General features: G+C 67.1%; 16 protein-coding genes. 3 read left to right on the forward strand and 13 right to left on the reverse strand.

Going from position 1 to position 16848, the window contains the following annotated elements:
- The first annotated feature begins 11 nt into the window (after window positions 1-11).
- The 3 genes from F793_RS0105885 (at window position 12) to F793_RS0105895 (ending at window position 3420) form a co-directional block, all read left to right on the forward strand.
- On the forward strand, window positions 12-1010 hold the full coding sequence (locus tag F793_RS0105885) for a diguanylate cyclase (RefSeq protein ID WP_018881826.1): 999 nt from the start codon (window positions 12-14) through the stop codon (window positions 1008-1010).
- Between the two features lie 78 nt (window positions 1011-1088).
- Window positions 1089-1487 (forward strand): hypothetical protein, encoded by a 399-nt coding sequence (locus F793_RS0105890; protein ID WP_018881827.1) that lies wholly within the window; start codon window positions 1089-1091, stop codon window positions 1485-1487.
- A 112-nt stretch (window positions 1488-1599) separates the two neighbouring features.
- Entirely contained in the window at window positions 1600-3420 is a 1821-nt protein-coding gene (locus F793_RS0105895; RefSeq protein WP_018881828.1) for an ABC transporter ATP-binding protein/permease, read from the forward strand.
- A gap of 261 nt (window positions 3421-3681) precedes the next feature.
- On the opposite strand, the gene arfB is transcribed toward F793_RS0105895, so the two are convergent.
- From arfB to F793_RS0105960, 13 genes are all read right to left on the reverse strand, one after another.
- Window positions 3682-4098 carry an alternative ribosome rescue aminoacyl-tRNA hydrolase ArfB gene (arfB, locus tag F793_RS0105900; RefSeq protein WP_018867518.1) on the reverse strand — a complete coding sequence of 139 codons (417 nt, stop codon included), beginning with the start codon at window positions 4096-4098 and terminating at the stop codon, window positions 3682-3684.
- A 7-nt stretch (window positions 4099-4105) separates the two neighbouring features.
- Window positions 4106-4411 (reverse strand): hypothetical protein, encoded by a 306-nt coding sequence (locus tag F793_RS0105905; RefSeq protein ID WP_018867519.1) that lies wholly within the window; start codon window positions 4409-4411, stop codon window positions 4106-4108.
- Between the two features lie 166 nt (window positions 4412-4577).
- The gene (locus F793_RS0105910; protein ID WP_018867520.1) at window positions 4578-6170 is read right to left on the reverse strand and encodes a peptide chain release factor 3; all 1593 of its coding nucleotides are present in this window, start codon (window positions 6168-6170) and stop codon (window positions 4578-4580) included.
- A gap of 132 nt (window positions 6171-6302) precedes the next feature.
- Window positions 6303-7109 (reverse strand): tetratricopeptide repeat protein, encoded by an 807-nt coding sequence (locus F793_RS0105915; RefSeq protein ID WP_018867521.1) that lies wholly within the window; start codon window positions 7107-7109, stop codon window positions 6303-6305.
- A 169-nt stretch (window positions 7110-7278) separates the two neighbouring features.
- Window positions 7279-7758 carry a ribosomal protein S18-alanine N-acetyltransferase gene (rimI, locus tag F793_RS0105920; protein WP_018878531.1) on the reverse strand — a complete coding sequence of 160 codons (480 nt, stop codon included), beginning with the start codon at window positions 7756-7758 and terminating at the stop codon, window positions 7279-7281.
- 108 nt (window positions 7759-7866) lie between these two features.
- The gene (locus F793_RS0105925) at window positions 7867-8598 is read right to left on the reverse strand and encodes a uracil-DNA glycosylase family protein (RefSeq protein ID WP_018878532.1); all 732 of its coding nucleotides are present in this window, start codon (window positions 8596-8598) and stop codon (window positions 7867-7869) included.
- A gap of 4 nt (window positions 8599-8602) precedes the next feature.
- Window positions 8603-9427: a CDP-diacylglycerol--serine O-phosphatidyltransferase gene (gene pssA, locus F793_RS0105930; RefSeq protein WP_018867524.1), complete on the reverse strand. Its 825-nt coding sequence runs from the start codon at window positions 9425-9427 to the stop codon at window positions 8603-8605.
- On the reverse strand, window positions 9424-10098 hold the full coding sequence (locus F793_RS0105935) for a phosphatidylserine decarboxylase (RefSeq protein ID WP_018867525.1): 675 nt from the start codon (window positions 10096-10098) through the stop codon (window positions 9424-9426). Before F793_RS0105935 ends, pssA begins: the two co-directional genes overlap by 4 nt.
- A gap of 61 nt (window positions 10099-10159) precedes the next feature.
- Window positions 10160-11176 carry a ketol-acid reductoisomerase gene (ilvC, locus tag F793_RS0105940; protein WP_018862774.1) on the reverse strand — a complete coding sequence of 339 codons (1017 nt, stop codon included), beginning with the start codon at window positions 11174-11176 and terminating at the stop codon, window positions 10160-10162.
- Window positions 11177-11261: 85 nt separating this feature from the next.
- Window positions 11262-11756: an acetolactate synthase small subunit gene (ilvN, locus tag F793_RS0105945; protein WP_018867526.1), complete on the reverse strand. Its 495-nt coding sequence runs from the start codon at window positions 11754-11756 to the stop codon at window positions 11262-11264.
- A gap of 22 nt (window positions 11757-11778) precedes the next feature.
- Window positions 11779-13497 carry a biosynthetic-type acetolactate synthase large subunit gene (gene ilvB / locus F793_RS0105950; RefSeq protein WP_018878533.1) on the reverse strand — a complete coding sequence of 573 codons (1719 nt, stop codon included), beginning with the start codon at window positions 13495-13497 and terminating at the stop codon, window positions 11779-11781.
- Window positions 13498-13786: 289 nt separating this feature from the next.
- On the reverse strand, window positions 13787-15370 hold the full coding sequence (locus tag F793_RS0105955; RefSeq protein ID WP_018881829.1) for a DNA mismatch repair protein MutS: 1584 nt from the start codon (window positions 15368-15370) through the stop codon (window positions 13787-13789).
- 149 nt (window positions 15371-15519) lie between these two features.
- Window positions 15520-16686, reverse strand: a complete 1167-nt coding sequence (locus F793_RS0105960; protein WP_018878534.1) for an aldo/keto reductase — start codon at window positions 16684-16686, stop codon at window positions 15520-15522.
- Window positions 16687-16848: the final 162 nt, after the last annotated feature.

The following is a 16848-nucleotide window of genomic DNA, read 5'->3' on the forward strand; positions in this document are numbered from 1 at the left end:
TCAACCCGTACATGACAGATCCACGCACGGAGGCGATCCGCGGCACGGTCCACGCCTACCTGGACGCCTGGCTGCGCCAGCGCGACCTCGCGGCCCTGCTGCGCCTTCACACCCCCGCGGTCAGCGGCTTTGGCACTGGTGCCGACGAGGCCGCCTTCACCCCGGAAGAGGTCGGGCGCATCGTCGGGCGCGACATCGAACAGGTACCGGAACCCTTCGATTACACCATTCATCGCGAGGACGTCCGACTGCTGACCGATGACGTGGCCTTGGTCATGCTGATCTTCGACATGATGCTGGACACCCGCGGGCAGCGGGTCCGACTGAACGGCCTTCGCGCCAGCCTGGTGCTGCACGCGACCGCCGACGGCTGGCGCCTGGCGCACCTGCATGGCTCCTTCCCCGCGAGCGTCCATGGAGACGACGAGCCCTACCCGGTGAAAGAGCTGGAGGAGCGCGCCCAGGTGCTGGAACGCCTGGTACGGGAACGCACGCACTCCCTGGAGGCCGCCCAGCAACACCTGGAACACCTCGCCACCACCGACCCGCTGACCGGATTGAACAACCGCATGAAGGCCAGTGAGGCCCTGGCCGAAGAGATCCTGAGGGCCGAGCGTCACGCGAGCCCGCTCAGCGTGATCCTGCTGGACCTTGATCACTTCAAGCCGATTAACGACACCCTGGGACATGGCCGCGGCGACGCGGTACTGACCGCGGTCGGGCGGCTGATCACGGGCCGCATCCGCGCCACTGATCGGGCCGCGCGCTGGGGTGGCGAGGAGTTCCTCATTCTCTGCCCGCAAGACGACATCGCCGCCGCAGTCCGGCTGGCCGAGGACCTGCGCCAGTGCCTGGAGATCCACGACTTCCAGACCGGACAGCCACTGACCGCCAGCTTCGGCGTCGCCCAGCTGGAGCCCGGCGAGAGCGCTGAGTCCCTGGTAGACCGGGCCGACCGTGCCCTGTACGCGGCCAAGCACGCCGGGCGCAACCGGGTCCAGGGCGCGTGAAATCAATCCGGCCCCGGGGGCGTCCCGCCCGGTAACCGCAGGAACGCATTCACCCCGATCGGCAAAAGGAGCCTTGCCATGTGCACGAAGAGACTGACCCTCGCCACCCTTATGGGCCTTCTGGCCCTGCCCGCCCAGGCAGACCCGGTCGACATCCTGGAGGCCCAGCTGCATGCCAGCGGCCCGAACCAGTGGCGGGTCGCCGTCACCGAGGAGCATCCCGATACCGGCTGGGATCACTATGCCGATGCCTGGCGTGCGCTGGACGCCGATGGGAACGTCCTCGGTGAACGCATACTGCACCACCCGCATGTCAACGAGCAGCCGTTTACCCGCAGCCTGCGCCGGCTGTCGATCCCCGATGGCACGCGCTTCCTGCAGATCGAGGCCCGCTGCTCGCAGGACGGCTGGAGTCACCAGCGCCTGCGGATCGACCTGGAACAGGACCGGGGCGACGGCTACCGCATCCACCGGTGAGATGCGCGGCCGGGCCGCACCGGGCCGGGGAGCCGCCACGGAACGCGCGCCCATGTGCGTACCCGGCGGGGACCTCCTAAAGTAGGCAGCCTACCCAGCCCCGGATTCCTCCATGCGCGGTCACTCCAGCGTGCACGATGCGCCCGACGACGCGATCAACTGGCGCATCGTTCGCTCCCTGTTCCCTTATCTCGCGGAGTTCCGCGGCCGGCTGTTCCTGGCCCTGGGCCTGATGGGCCTGGCCAAGCTGGCGACCGTGCTGGTCCCGCTGGCGCTGAAGTACATCGTCGACCACTTCGAGGACGGCGGCACCGAGGCGCTGGTCGCAGTCCCGGTGGCGCTGGTGATCGCCTACGGCCTGCTGCGCTTCGGCAGTACCCTGTTCGGCGAGCTGCGCGACGCGGTCTTTGTGCGCGTGGCCGAACGGGCCATGCGGCGCGCGGCCCTGCGGGTGTTCGAGCACCTCCACCGGCTCGAGCTGAGCTTCCACCTGGCGCGCGAGACCGGTGGCCTGGCACGCGACATCGAGCGCGGCACCAGCGGCATCAGCTTCCTGCTGCGTTTCATGGTGTTCAACATCCTGCCGACCATCATCGAGATCGCGCTGGTCGCGGTGATCCTGCTGGTGGCGGTCGGTCCGGTCTTCACCGTCACCGTGATCCTCGCGGTGGCCGCCTACATCGCCTGGTCGGTATGGATTACCGAGTGGCGTACCCGCTTCGTGCGCGAGGCCAACCAGCGCGACAACGAGTCCAACACCCGCGCGATCGACTCGCTGCTGAACTACGAGACGGTCAAATACTTCGGCAACGAGGGCTTCGAGGCCCGGCGCTACGACGAAGGCCTGGCCACCTGGGAGCAGGCGCGCACCAAGAACGTGCTGTCGCTGGTATTGCTGAACTCCGGCCAGGCCCTGATCATCGCCGCCGCGATCACCGTGATGATGCTGCTGGCCGCCAGCCGGGTGGCCTCGGGGCAGATGTCACTGGGCGATCTGGTGATGGTCAATGCCTACATGATCCAGCTGTTCATGCCGCTGAACTTCCTCGGCTTCGTCTACCGCGAGATCCGGCAGTCGCTGGCGAACATCGAGCGCCTGTTTGGCCTGCTGGAAAAACCGGTACAGGTCGAGGACCGGCCAGGCGCGCCGGATCTCGACGTCGCGGAGGGGCATGTGCGCTTCGAGCAGGTTGCCTTCCACTACCAGCCGGAGCGCCCGATCCTCGAGGACGTATCACTGGAAATCCCGGCCGGGCACAAGCTGGCGGTCGTCGGGCCCAGCGGGGCCGGCAAGTCCACGCTCGCTCGCCTGCTGTTCCGGTTCTTCGACGTGACGGACGGGCGCATCACTATCGACGGCCAGGATATCCGCGAGGTAACCCAGCAAAGCCTGCGCCGAGCGATCGGCGTGGTCCCGCAGGATACCGTGCTGTTCAACGCGAGCATTCGCTACAACATCGCCTATGGTGATCCGGAGGCCTCCGAGGAGGCCATCCGGCGCGCGGTGCGTCTGGCGCACCTGGACGATTTCATCCAGCGCCTGCCCGACGGCCTGGATACGGTCGTCGGCGAACGCGGCCTCAAGGTCTCCGGCGGCGAGAAGCAACGCATCGCCATCGCCCGCATGCTGCTGAAGGACCCGCCGATCCTGGTCTTCGACGAGGCCACCTCGTCCCTGGACTCGGGCTCGGAGAAGGCGATCCTGCAGGCGCTGAACGAGGTCTCGGCGCGGCGCACCACGCTGGTCATCGCACATCGCCTGTCGACCGTGAAGGATGCCGAGCAGATCGTGGTCCTCGATCAGGGACGCGTGGTCGAACGCGGCACCCACCGCGAACTCCTCGCGGCGGGCGGCGCCTACGCCCGCCTGTGGCAACACCAGCAGGAACACGAACCCGCGCCCGTCGATCCGCGCCCGAATGCCGGGACCTGAACCCTTTTATTCACCACGAAGCACACGAAGGCACGAAGGAATTCAAGGGCGGTTAACAGGAAGGTACGAAGACGGGAAGATGAATAGGGTGCGTCTCCCAGAGCCCCTGATGCCCGGGCGCGCGGATGTGGCCAGCCGGTGCCCGGCGCCCCAACCAGAAATCCTTCCGACCTTCCCGTCTTCCTGTCCGCTTTTATGCCATTGACCTGGCCCTTCTTCGTGCCTTCGTGTGCTTCGTGGTGAATAAAGAGCTCTTGGCAGTCAGTCGGGATCGACGCGGCCGCGCAGGGCCTTCTTGCGGCCGCGGTGGGTCTTGCCCTCCAGGCGGCGCAGCTTGGAGGCGCGCGTGGGGCGCGTCGGCTTGCGCGCCTTGATCGGGCGACCCACCTCGCGCAGCAGCTCCGCCAGGCGCTCCAGCGCATCCTCGCGGTTGGCTTCCTGAGTACGGTACTGCTGCGCCTTGAGCACGACCACGCCGTCCTTGGTGATGCGCTGGTCATGGCGGCGCAGCAGGCGCTCCTTGTAGACGTCGGGCAGGCTGGAGGCGCGGATATCGAAGCGCAGATGAATGGCCGAGGCCACCTTGTTCACGTTCTGCCCGCCGGCCCCCTGGGCACGGATCGCGGTCAGCTCGATCTCGTGCTCGGGGACGCTCACGCTGTTGGAAATGCGCAGCATCGGGGAATCAGCGGAAATCGCCGCCATGGATGCGGCCATCCGCGTCCAGTTCGGCGAAGAAGCGGCTGTTATCCGTGCGGTATTCCTGGGTCACGATGTCGCCGGGCAGCACCAGCATCACGTCGGGGTAGACGCGCTCGAACTCCTCGGGCGTCGGCCGACTCTCGAGGAAGTGCAGGAACGGGTTCATCCGCTCGACCGTACCCGGTCGCGGCTCGGGTCCATCGCCCCGGGTCTCGGTCTTGTGCACCGCGCAGCCGCCAACCACCAGCGCCACGACCACGCCAATCACAGACAAGAATCGAAACGCCATATTCTCCTCCTGCACCACACAACTGCACCGTCATTGCGAGGCGTCGAAGACACCGTGGCAATCGCCTCAAGCTGGCATCAAGCCCGGGGCCGCTGATTTCGGATGGAGTTCGCCACGTCGCTTCGCTCCTCCCGATGGCGGTTCCAGTGCACCCCGGAGCGGCGATCTACTCCGTCGGCTGGCCGTGCTCGCGGGTCGCCTCGAAGCGGATCTCCGGCCATTTTTCCATCGCCATCTGCAGGTTCACCCGAGTCGGGGCGATATAGACCAGATCGCCACCGTGATCGATCGCCAGGTTCGCCGCGGCCTTCTCCCTGAACTCCTCGAGTTTCTTCGGGTCGTCGCACTCGACCCAGCGCGCGGTCTGGACGTTCACGTTCTCGAACTGCGCCTCGACCTTGTACTCGGTACGCAGGCGCTCGGCGACCACGTCGAACTGCAGCACGCCGACCGCGCCCAGGATCAGGTCGTTGTTGGTCAGCGGGCGGTAGAGCTGGGTCGCACCCTCCTCGCACAACTCCTGCAGGCCCTTGGCGAGCTGCTTCATCTTCAGCGGGTCCTTCAGCTGCGCGCGCCGGAACAGCTCCGGGGCGAAGTTGGGCACGCCGGTGAAGGTCAGGTCCTCGCCCTGGGTGAAGGTATCCCCGATGCGGATGGTGCCGTGGTTGTGAATGCCGATGATGTCGCCCGGATAGGCGGTCTCCACATGCTCGCGGTCGGAGGCCAGGAAGGTCAGCGCATCCGGGATCTTCACGTCGCGCCCGATCCGCACGTGACGCAGCTTCGCGCCCTTGTCGAAGGTGCCGGAACAGATGCGCATGAAGGCGATGCGGTCACGGTGATTCGGATCCATGTTCGCCTGGATCTTGAACACGAAGCCGGTGAACTTCTCCTCGGTCGGCTCGACCTTGCGCGAGTGTGTCGGACGCGGCAGCGGACCCGGGGCGTATTCGACGAAATCGTCCAGCAACTCCTCGATGCCGAAGTTGTTGATCGCGGAGCCGAAGAACACCGGGGTCTGCTCGCCGCGCAGGTAGGCGTCCGCGTCGAACGCGTGCGAGGCGCCCTGCACCAGCTCGAGCTCCTCGCGCAGCTCCTGCGCCTGATCGCCCAGCACCTCGTCCAGGCGCGGATTGTCCAGGCCCTCGATGATCTCGCCGGTGGACTTCTTCCCACCCTGCTCGGGATCGTACAGGTGCACCGCGTCGCGACGGATATGGTAGACGCCACGGAAGCGCTTGCCGGAGCCGATCGGCCAGGTGACCGGGGCGCACTCGATCTTCAGTACCTCCTCGACCTCGTCGAGAAGCTCGATCGGGTCGCGGCCCTCGCGGTCCATCTTGTTGACGAAGGTCATGATCGGCGTGTCGCGCAGCCGGCAGACCTCCATCAGCTTGATGGTGCGTTCTTCCACGCCCTTGGCCGCGTCGATCACCATCAACGCGGAGTCCACCGCGGTCAGCGTGCGGTAGGTGTCCTCGGAGAAGTCCGCGTGCCCGGGGGTGTCCAGCAGATTCACCATGCGCCCCTTGTACGGGTACTGCATCACGGACGAGGTGACCGAGATCCCGCGCGACTTCTCCATCTCCATCCAGTCGGAGGTGGCATGGCGCGACGACTTGCGCCCCTTGACCGTACCGGCGAGCTGGATCGCGCCGCCGTACAGCAGGAGCTTTTCGGTCATGGTGGTCTTGCCGGCGTCCGGGTGCGAGATGATCGCGAAGGTCCGGCGTCGGCGGGTTTCCTCGATAAAGGACATGCATTCGGGCCGCTGGGAACAGCCCGCAAGTTTAACGCGAAATCGGGGGTCCGGTTCAGCCGGATGCCCCCGAAACGCAAACGGCCCCGGAAGCCGGGGCCGTTGTGCAACCCCACACTGGCCGCTGCGGGCTCAGCGTGCGGCGGCCGCCTGGATCGCCGCGTTCTGCTCCTCCAGACGCCCGCGCGCGGTCACCAGGTCGCGGTTGTTCATGCGGGCCTCGAGCGTAGCAATGCGCTCTTCGTCCTGGGCCAGGCTGTACCAGACATGCGCCTGCACCAGGTCACGCTCGACCCCGCGGCCGTTCTGGTGCAGCCGGCCCAGCCCGATCTGGGCATGCCGGTAGCCCTGTTCCGCCGCGGCGGTGTACCAGCGGGCGGCGGCAGCCGCATCGCGCGTGGTGCCCTGGCCGTTCTCGTGCAGCAACCCGACGTAGTACTGGGCGGCGGGCAGCCCCTGATCCGCGGCCCGGGTCAGCCATTCGAGACCGGCGGCCGGGTCCTGTTCGCCATTGGCCAGGTGGCTCCCTAGCCAGTACTGGGCATCGGCATGTCCCAGTTCGGCGGCGCGGGTGTAGTGCTCGCGGCTGCGCTCGGGGTCCGCCGGGGCGCCCTTGCCGGCCGCCAGGAGATAGCCCAGGTAGTAGTGGGCCCCGGCGTGGTCGGCATCCGCTGCGCGGGCGAACCAGCGCACGGCCTGGTCGTGGTCCACTGGCGTACCCCGCCCGGAGTAGTTGGCCATACCCACGTCGAACATCGCCGCGGTATTGCCCTTCTGCGCGTTGCTTTCGCGGATCTCGTACCAGACCTCCAGCAGTTCCTGCTGGCGCTCGGCCTCGTCATAACCAAAGGACTGCTGGGCCTGAACGGCCCCGGCGGACAGCGCCAGTGGCAGGGCCAGAGGGAGCGAAACGAACAGTGCGCGCAGGGATCGGGACATGGGTTACCTCATCCGGTGTCGGGGCGAATACCGGTTTTGATCATAGTCCGGGGGGCGGGCCGTCACAACGCGGGGGTGGCAGGACGAGAACCGATGACGGCAAAACGGGCGCACATCACGCAAAGGTCACCCGGGACTGTGACCGGTTTCACGCCGCCAGCGGAACCCGTCAGGCCCCGGCCGGGGCGTTGCAGCGACGTGTCAGAACCCAGGCATCCTCGCGGCCGCTGGGTAGCGGGTAGTAGCGCGGGCGGGTGCCGACATGCTCGAAGCCCTCCGAACGGTAGAGCTGGACCGCGGCCACGTTCGACGGACGGACCTCCAGAAAGAGCGCCTCGGCCTCCTGCTCACAGGCATAGTCGAACAAGCGCCGCACCATGAACCGGCCCAGCCCGTTGCCCTGCCAGCGCGGGTCCACCGTCAGGTTCAGCAGGTGGGCCTCGCCCGCGGCCACGCTCAGCACGGTGTGGCCCACCTGGCGGCCATCCACCTCGAGCACCCAGCAGTCATAGCCCACACGGATGCAGTCCTCGAAGATGCGGGCGGTCCACGGGTAGTCATAGGCCTCGCGTTCCACGCGCATCACCCCCTCCACATCCGCCGTCTGCATACGGCGCAACTCGGGCTGGACGCGGGGTTCGGCACTCATGTCGCAGCTTCCTCCTGAACGGGGTGAACGAAGGGGATACGGGGCGCTTCCGGGAGTTCCGAGCCCGGGAATGCTGCCCGGGTTCCCATCTCCACAACGGGAATCGGGTTACTCCAGGAAGGCCCGGGCGCGCTGCAGGTCCTGCCAGGCCTTGCCCTTGTCTCCCGGCTTTCGCAGCAGGTAGGCCGGGTGATAGGTCACCACCAGCGGCACGCCCTGATAGCGGTGCTGCGCCCCGCGCAGGCGTCCCAGGGGCTCCTCCGATGCCAGCAGGCTCTGGGCCGCGATCCGTCCCAGGGCGACAATGACCTGGGGCTGGATCAGGGCGATCTGGCGATCGAGGTAGGCGCGGCAGGCCGCCGATTCCTCCGGTTTCGGGTCGCGGTTTCCGGGGGGCCGGCACTTCAGAACGTTGGCAATGAAGACATCGTGGCCCCGCTCCAGCCCCAGCGCCCGCAGCATGTTGTCCAGCAGCTGTCCGGCACGGCCGACGAAGGGTTCCCCCCGCCGGTCCTCCTCCGCGCCGGGGGCCTCGCCAATGAACAGCCAGCGGGCGCGCGGATCGCCCACCCCGAACACGGTCTGCGTACGTTCGCGCGCCAGCTCGGCACAGGCCTGGCAGTCACGCACGCGTGTCTGGAGGGCCTCCAAGTCCAGGGTCGCGACGGCGGCGTCCTGCCCCCCGCCACCCGCATCCGCCGCCCCGGACGGCACCTCGGCGGCCGGGGCCAGCGGTTCGCCCGGCGGCGCTTCGATCGCCGGGGCGGCCGCGACCCGCGACCGCCACACCGGGATACCCATATCCGCGAGGATGCGGCGCTGGCGCACCGACAGCGACACGCGACTACTCCCCCGAGGGCGCCCGGCGACGATGCCGGCGCCAGCGCTCCAGGGTCAGCAGCGGACCGGACAGGGCATAGATCACGAAGCCCGCGAGGAGGACCTTGGGCGGATCCAGGGCCAGCAGCATCAGCGCGACCACCACGCCGACGATCGCCAGGAAGGGCACCCGGTGCTTGAAGTCCATGTCCTTGAAGCTGAAGTAGGTCAGGTTACTGACCATTGCCGCCCCGGACAGCACGGTAACCACCAGGATGCCGACCACGTACGGATCGGCCAGCTCGGCGGGGATGCCCCAATCCTCCAGCACCCAGACCATACCGACCAGGATCGCGGCACTGGCGGGGCTTGGCAGGCCCTGGAAGAAGCGCTTGTCGCTGACCGCGAGGCGGCTGTTGAAGCGCGCCAGGCGCAGCGCGGCGGCGGTGGTAAAGAAGAACGCCGCCACCCAGCCGAAGTTGCCCAGGTCATGCAGTTGCCACAGGTAGACGATCAGCGCCGGCGCAACACCGAACGAGACGAGATCCGACAGCGAATCGTACTGCGCGCCGAACTCGCTCTGGGTGTCGGTCATGCGCGCGACGCGCCCGTCCAGGGTGTCCAGCACCATGGCCACGAAGACCGCGATGGCAGCGGTGATGTATTCGCCGTTGATCGCCGAGACGATGGCGAAGAAGCCGGAGAAGAGCACCCCCGTGGTGAACAGGTTGGGCAGCAGGAACACGCCGCGCCGGCGCCGACGATGCGGGGGCTGGTCGTCGGCGATGGTGTCCTCGCCCTCGATGTAGTCGGGTTCCGCGCGCCGGTCGCCTTCGTCGCCTGTACTCATTGCAGCATCTCCACGGCCCCCTCGGCGTCCCCGGTCGATTCGGACTCCGGCAGCCCGCCCAGCAGGGCGGAACCAGCCAGCACCCGCTGCCCCGGCTCGACCATCACCTGCGACCCGGCCGGCAGCCACACCTCGAAGGTACCACCAAAGCCGGCGAACCCCATGCGCTTGCCGCGCCCCAGACGATTGCCCGGGACGTTGTTCTGCATGCGGATCATCCGCGGCCAGTGATCGACACTGAGGGCCAGGGTCAGCCGCGTGCCCTCGTCGGTCTCCAGCGCGTAGGCCAGGCGGCCCTCCAGTTGCGCATCCGGGGCTTCGTCGGTTTCCTTGCCCGGCCAGACCCGTTCGCGGATCTCGGCCTCCTGCGGAGCATGCACGTTGTACTCGCCCAGCCGCCGCTGGCGCAGGCGGATGCAGACCGCCGGCTTCTTCGTGAACGGGTCGCGGGCCTCGGCGACCGATTCGATGGTGCCATCAGCCGGGGCGATTACGCCCAGGGCCGGCGCCGGGGCCTTGCGCCGCAGGTCACGGAACACCGCCATCAGGAACACGGTGAGGATCACCATGAACAGGCCCAGCTCCGCCTCCCCGACCAGCAACGTGATAACCGCCATCCACGCGGCGATGATCACGAACAGGCGGCCTTCAGGGGCTAGCGGAAACAGCATCGGGCGCTCGGCAGGAATGAAGGACCACGGCGGGCCGGAACGCCCGCCGCGGGGAGCCGCATCAGTTGCGGGACTTGTCGACCAGCTGGTTGGCCTTGATCCACGGCATCATCGCACGCAGGCGTTCGCCCACCTGCTCGATCTCGTGGGCGGCGTTCAGGCGGCGGTTGGCGGTCATCGACGGGTAGTTCATGGCGCCTTCCAGGATGAACTGCTTGGCGTACTCGCCGTTCTGGATGTTCTTCAGCGCCTCGCGCATGGCCCAGCGGGACTCCTCGTTGATCACCTGCGGGCCGGTCACGTACTCGCCGTACTCGGCATTGTTGGAGATCGAGTAGTTCATGTTGGCGATGCCGCCCTCGTACATCAGGTCGACGATCAGCTTCAGCTCGTGCAGGCACTCGAAGTAGGCCATCTCCGGGGCGTAACCCGCCTCGGTCAGGGTCTCGAAGCCGGCCTTGACCAGCTCCACCGCACCGCCGCACAGCACGGCCTGTTCGCCGAACAGGTCGGTCTCGGTCTCGTCCTTGAAGGTGGTCTCGATGATGCCGGTGCGACCGCCGCCGATCGCGGAGGCATAGGACATCGCGATGTCACGGGCCTTGCCGGAGGCGTCCTGCTGGATGGCGATCAGGTCGGGGATACCGCCGCCACGCACGAACTCGGAGCGCACGGTGTGGCCCGGGGCCTTGGGCGCGATCATGATCACGTCCAGGTCCTTGCGCGGCTCGATCTGGTTGTAGTGGATCGCGAAGCCGTGGGCGAAGGCCAGGGTCGCGCCCTGCTTCAGGTTCGGTTCCAGCACGTCGCGATACAGAGCAGCCTGGTACTCGTCCGGGGCCAGCACCATGATCAGGTCGGCGCCGGCGGTCGCGGCGTCGACGTCGGCGACCTTCAGGCCGGCCTCTTCGGCCTTGGCGCGGGAACCGGAGCCCTCGCGCAGGCCCACGGTCACGTCCACGCCGGAGTCCTTCAGGTTGTTCGCATGGGCGTGGCCCTGCGAACCGTAGCCGATGATGGCCACCTTCATGCCCTGGATGATGGAGAGATCGGCGTCTTTGTCGTAGTAGAGATTCATCACAATTTCCTTGATATCAACCCCGTACGGGGCCCATGGCAAACAAACGGGTCCGGCCCCGCCAGTGGGGGCCGGACCCGGGGATTCAGATCTGCAGGCTGACGTCGCCGCGTGCGATGCCCATGACGCCGGAACGCACGACCTCCAGCACCGGGAACGGCTGGAGCGCCTCGAGGAAAGCATCCAGCTTGGAGCCCTCGCCGGTGATCTCGACGACATAGGTGTCGTGGGTCACGTCGATGATGCGGCCGCGGAAGATATCCGCCAGGCGCTTCGCCTCCTCGCGATCGGCGGCCTCCGGCACGCGGACCTTGACCAGCGCCATCTCGCGCTCGATGTGCGGATAGGCGGTCATGTCCAGCAGCTTGATCACGTCGATCAGCTTGTTCAGCTGCTTGGTGATCTGCTCGACGATCTCGTCGGAACCACTGGTGACGATGGTCATGCGCGACAGCGACGGGTCGTCGGTCGGCGCGACGGTCAGCGACTCGATGTTGTAGCCACGCGCGGAGAACAGCCCGGCCACCCGCGAGAGGGCACCGGCTTCGTTTTCCAGCAGGACACTGATGATATGACGCATACGGCTCTTCCCTGTACCCGGCTCAGACCAGGATCATCTCGTTCTGGCCGGCACCGGCCGGGATCATTGGATACACGTTCTCGGACTGGTCGGTGATGAAGTCCAGGAACACCAGGCGCTCCTTCTGCGCCAGGGCCTCCTTGATGGCACCCTCGACGTCGCCGGGCTGGGTGACCTGGATGCCGACATGGCCATAGGCCTCGGCCAGCTTCACGAAGTCCGGCAGGGCATCCATGTAGGACATCGCGTAGCGGCCCTGGTAGAAGAACTCCTGCCACTGCCGGACCATGCCCAGGTAGCGGTTGTTCAGGTTCAGGATCTTCAGCGGCAGCTGGTACTGGAAGCAGGTGGACAGCTCCTGGATGCACATCTGGATGCTGGCCTCGCCGGTGATGCAGCCCACCGTCGCGTCCGGGTGCGCGAACTGCACGCCCATCGCGAACGGCAAGCCCACGCCCATCGTGCCCAGGCCGCCGGAGTTGATCCAGCGGTTCGGCTTGTCGAAGCGGTAGAACTGCGCGGCCCACATCTGGTGCTGGCCGACATCCGAGGTCACGAAGGCTTCGCCCTGGGTGAGCTCCCAGAACTTCTGCACCACGTACTGCGGCTTGATCAGCTCGGAATTCTGGTCGTACTTCAGGCAGTCCTGCGCCTGCCATTCCTCGATCTGCTTCCACCAGGTGGCCAGAGCCTCGGCATCCGGCTTGCCACCGTTCTCGCTCAGCCCCTTGATCAGTTCGCGCAGCACCGGCTCCACCTCGCCCACGATCGGCACGTCCACCTTCACGTTCTTGGAGATGGAAGACGGATCGACGTCCACATGCACGATCTTCGCGTGCGGGCAGAACTTTTCGATGTTGCCGGTCACGCGATCGTCGAAGCGCGCACCGATCGCGATCAGCACGTCCGCGTGATGCATGGCCATGTTGGCCTCGTAGGTCCCGTGCATGCCGAGCATGCCGAGGTACTGCTTGTCCGACGCCGGGTAGCCGCCCAGCCCCATCAGGGTGTTGGTGATCGGATAGCCCAGCTTGCGGGTGAACTCCGTCAGCGCCTCGGAACCCTTGCCCAGGATCACGCCACCGCCGGTGTAGATCATCGGCTGTTTCGCCGACAGGATCAGCTCCACCGCCTTGCGGATCTGGCCGGTGTGTCCCTTCGAGACCGGGTTGTAGGAGCGCATGTGGATGCTCTCCGGGTACTCGAACTCGCAGCTGTCGGCGGTCACGTCCTTCGGGATGTCCACCACCACCGGGCCTGGGCGACCGGTGGTCGCCACGTAGAAGGCCTTCTTGATGGTGGTGGCCAGGTCCTTCACGTCCTTGACCAGGAAGTTGTGCTTCACGCAGGGACGCGTGATCCCCACGGTGTCGACCTCCTGAAAGGCATCATTGCCGATCAGGCTGGTCGGCACCTGGCCGGTGAACACCACCAGCGGCACGGAATCCATGTACGCATCGGCGATCCCGGTGATCGCGTTGGTCGCGCCGGGGCCGGAGGTGACCAGCGCCACGCCGGGCTTGTCGGAGGACTTGGCATAGCCCTCGGCCGCATGTACCGCGCCCTGCTCGTGGCGCACCAGTACGTGGGAGACCTTGTCCTGCCGGTACAGCGCATCGTAGATGTGCAGTACCGCGCCACCGGGATAGCCGAATACGACCTCAACGCCCTCGGCCTGCAGGCTGCGGCAGAAGATTTCGGCGCCGGTGATGGCGGTGGAGGAACTTGCGGTCTCGGACATGATGGTCGACTTCCTTACCGGGGGCTTGTGCACGATCGTCGAGCGATCATGCACCACAAATCAAAATAGCCCACCATCCTAATATGAAATCGCCCCCATTTCACGCCATGACGCGCGGAATCGGTGCAATTCATGCAACGCCGAGGAGCCTGCCGCAACCCGCGTTGGGGTTGTGCCCAGAGATGGCCACGGCCCCGGCGGGGCCTCGCCATGACCGGCACGAAAAATAATCGTCATCGCGAGGCGCGCAGCGCCGCGGCGATCTCCAGGGAGCACCCCGGATCAAGGCTCAGCTGTGCTCGGCCCCAGCCTGCGCGGTGGGCAGCTCGGCGAAGTGCTCGCGGGCGCGGGCCACCAGCTGAGGCGGCAGGCCGTTCTTCTCCGCGATGGTCAGACCGAAGGAGACGCCGGGCTCGCCAATCAGCAGGCGGTAGGTGGGCGACAGGGTCTCCGCGTCGAACTGCATCGAGGCGTTGACGATGCCCGCATGCTGTGCGGCGTAGTCCTTCAGCGGCGCCAGGTGGGTGTTCACGATCCCGCGCGTGCCCCGCGCACGCAGTTCGTCCAGCATCGCCATTGCCAGGGCCGCGCCCTCGTCCGGGTCGGTGCCCGTGCCCAGCTCGTCCAGCAGGATCAGGCTCTCGGGGCCGGCGTTTTCGAGGATGCGTTTCAGGACCTCCACATGCCCGGCGAAGGTCGACAGGTGGTGGAACAGGCTCTGGTTGTCACCGACATCCACCATCACCTGATCGAAACGCCCGATGCGGCAGTCCTGCTCGGCCGGGATATGCAGCCCGCACCACGCCATGGTGACCAGCAGGCCCAGGGTCTTCAGCGCGACCGTCTTGCCACCGGTGTTCGGCCCGGTGATCAGCAACAGCGGCTGCTCGCCATCCAGCCGGATCGACAGCGGCACCGGCTGCGGGCCGTTGCCCTCGGCAAACTGCAACAGCAGCAGCGGATGGTAGGCCTCGACCAGCTCCACGCCCGCCTCGGCCTCCAGCCGCGGGGCGTGGGCATTCATCTGGGCCGAGAGCTGCGCCGCGGCCGAGGCGAGATCGATCCAGGTCAGCGCGGTCAGCATCAGCTCCAGCGGCTCGCCGTACTGGCGCACCACATCGGTCAGCTCGCGTAGCAGGCGCTGCTGCTCGGTGTTGATCTGACCGTTGACCGTATCCAGCTGGTTGTTCAGCGGCACCGCCTCGATCGGCTCCACGATCTGGTCGCGCCCACCCATGGCCGTGCCTCGGCGCACGCCCTTTACCGCGCCGGCGGCATCCCCGCGCAGCACCATCACGGCGCGCTCCTGGTGCCACTGAACCTTCAGCGCGTCCTCGCCCTTCTGCGCGACATCCGAGGCCTCCAGACGCTTCTTTACCACCGCCTCGACCTCGCCGCGCAGGCGGTTGCGCTCGCCAAAGGCCTCGACCAGTGATGCACTGGCGTCCTCGCGCAGCGAACCCCCAGGATTCAGGCACGCGGACAGGCGCTCTTCCAGTACCTCGGGCGGATACAGTTTGTTCAGGTCGGCCGGGTAGATCTCCGGCGTATCGGCGAGCTGGTCCGCCAGCTCGCGGGCATGACGCATGATGGTCTGCAGGTTGTGCAGCGCCTGCACCGGGAGGGCCGCGCCGGGATTGGCCGCCTGGCGCAGCGCCGCGCGCACGTCGGGAAGCTGGCCCAGCCGCGGCAGGGTGCCGGCGTCCAGGCGCTGGCGCGCCACGGTTACCGCCTTTTGCAGGGCCCGGGCGGCATCCAGGTTCGGCGCCGGCTCCAGGCCGCGCGCGGCATCGGCACCGTAGGGGGTGGCAGTCAGGCGCTCCAGCAGGCGCTGGATCGCGGGAAATTCGAGGGCCTTCAGATCAACCTGCATGGCATACCCTTGTGCATGAATTCGCGATTGCAGCCGGGGCCCGGGACCCTGTGGGAGCGTGCTTGCACGCGAAGCCCCTGCCAAAGCCGGATGCAGGCAGGGGCTTCGCCGGCAAGCCGGCTCCCACCAGGGAAAGACCCGGCTCCGGCTTACTCCTCGGCCTTCTTGAACATGCCAAGGTAGGCCTTCTTATCCATCATCGGCTCGCGCATCACCGCCAGCATGTCGTCCAGGTGCGCCGGCGTACTCATGCCGACCAGCGAGGTGCCCAGCCCCGGCGTGGAACGGTTGAACTGCATCGCGCGCTGGGCCGGATTAGGCAGGCTGGCCAGCTGCTGCTCGACCACCTCCACCGACTGCTGCGCCAGATGGCCCTTGAGCATGGAGTGCGAGGCAATCATGTACACCTCGAGCTGGTGGGCGGCCTGCAGCGGGCTCGCCACGTTGCCCTGCCCGGTGGCGGTGTTGAAGCGGGTGAACCCCTCCAGCATCACCTGGTTGAAGGGGAGCATCGCGATCTTGAAGTGATGCCGGGCATGGTCGTCGCCGGTGACGGTCTGCGCGGCGCGCTCGGCCAGCCCCTGCATCGAGGTCAGCGACTGGAACACCGCGGCATCGGTCTCCTCGCGGAAGCCCTCGAAGGTGGAGATGCCGTAGGCGCGGATCTTCTTCTCGCGCGCGGCCCGCTCCAGCACCTCGAACACCGGCTCCAGCTTGCGGTTGGTCGCTTCCTTGCCGATCTCGTGGATGTGCACCTCGGGCTGGTCGATGATGAAGGCATCCAGCGTCTCCACCCCCATCAGCGAGCGCGACAGCTCCATCTGGTAGTGGATGTATTCCGGCGTCAGCAGGTGCGCGCCCTTGGCCAGGTCGTCCTTCGTCCCCATGCCCTGGGACTCGATCTCGCGCTGGAACCAGGCCTCCATGTCCTCCGGCGGCCCGCCGCGCAGCGTCAGGAAGCCGCCCTTGGAGATCAGGAACATCGCCTCGCGCGGGACCCCGGCCTCCAGCGCGGTGCGCACACCCGCCCCGACGGCCGCCAGCGAACGCCCGTACCGGTAGTGCGCGCCAGTATCCACCACGTTGACGCCCTCGGTCAGCCCGCGCGCGACGATCGCGGAGATCTGCGCGTCCACCTCGGCGGTGGCCGCGCCGCCGAAGGTGCCGATTCCGAGGCTCGACAGGCGCATCTTCGCGCGCGAGAACTCGCTGTAATGCCCCTCGGCGGCCTTGCCCTCGGACACGAACTGCTCCGCGTAGCGGCGCGTTGCCTTGGCGTTGGCGTATCCGGGTATCAGTTTCTGCTCGGACTCCATGCGTTTCCTCGCTCGGTCGCAGCCATCCCTCATCCGGCCAGCGGGGGCTGGCCGACCCGGGCCGAACGGGGTCCGGGCGCGGGAGGAATCCTACGTCAGCGGCCAGGATTTGCGAAAACCCGCAACGCGAGCGGGCCACTACTGCGCCGTTTCACCCCAAAT

The sequence above is a fragment of the Thioalkalivibrio sp. ALE22 genome (genome assembly GCF_000381445.1).
Classification (GTDB): domain Bacteria; phylum Pseudomonadota; class Gammaproteobacteria; order Ectothiorhodospirales; family Ectothiorhodospiraceae; genus Thioalkalivibrio.

Excerpts from the sequence above, each read along its gene's own strand:
- F793_RS0105955 (WP_018881829.1), bottom strand. The coding sequence starts at position 15,370 with ATGCAGGTTGATCTGAAGGCCCTCGAATTTCCCGCGATCCAGCGCCTG.
- F793_RS0105960 (WP_018878534.1), bottom strand. The coding sequence starts at position 16,686 with ATGGAGTCCGAGCAGAAACTGATACCCGGATACGCCAACGCCAAGGCA.
- F793_RS0105905 (WP_018867519.1), bottom strand. The coding sequence starts at position 4,411 with ATGGCGTTTCGATTCTTGTCTGTGATTGGCGTGGTCGTGGCGCTGGTG.
- ilvB (WP_018878533.1), bottom strand. The coding sequence starts at position 13,497 with ATGTCCGAGACCGCAAGTTCCTCCACCGCCATCACCGGCGCCGAAATC.
- F793_RS0105895 (WP_018881828.1), top strand. The coding sequence starts at position 1,600 with ATGCGCGGTCACTCCAGCGTGCACGATGCGCCCGACGACGCGATCAAC.
- F793_RS0105935 (WP_018867525.1), bottom strand. The coding sequence starts at position 10,098 with ATGCTGTTTCCGCTAGCCCCTGAAGGCCGCCTGTTCGTGATCATCGCC.
- F793_RS0105885 (WP_018881826.1), top strand. The coding sequence starts at position 12 with ATGACAGATCCACGCACGGAGGCGATCCGCGGCACGGTCCACGCCTAC.
- ilvN (WP_018867526.1), bottom strand. The coding sequence starts at position 11,756 with ATGCGTCATATCATCAGTGTCCTGCTGGAAAACGAAGCCGGTGCCCTC.
- pssA (WP_018867524.1), bottom strand. The coding sequence starts at position 9,427 with ATGAGTACAGGCGACGAAGGCGACCGGCGCGCGGAACCCGACTACATC.
- ilvC (WP_018862774.1), bottom strand. The coding sequence starts at position 11,176 with ATGAATCTCTACTACGACAAAGACGCCGATCTCTCCATCATCCAGGGC.
- F793_RS0105915 (WP_018867521.1), bottom strand. The coding sequence starts at position 7,109 with ATGTCCCGATCCCTGCGCGCACTGTTCGTTTCGCTCCCTCTGGCCCTG.
- F793_RS0105890 (WP_018881827.1), top strand. The coding sequence starts at position 1,089 with ATGTGCACGAAGAGACTGACCCTCGCCACCCTTATGGGCCTTCTGGCC.
- F793_RS0105910 (WP_018867520.1), bottom strand. The coding sequence starts at position 6,170 with ATGTCCTTTATCGAGGAAACCCGCCGACGCCGGACCTTCGCGATCATC.
- arfB (WP_018867518.1), bottom strand. The coding sequence starts at position 4,098 with ATGCTGCGCATTTCCAACAGCGTGAGCGTCCCCGAGCACGAGATCGAG.
- rimI (WP_018878531.1), bottom strand. The coding sequence starts at position 7,758 with ATGAGTGCCGAACCCCGCGTCCAGCCCGAGTTGCGCCGTATGCAGACG.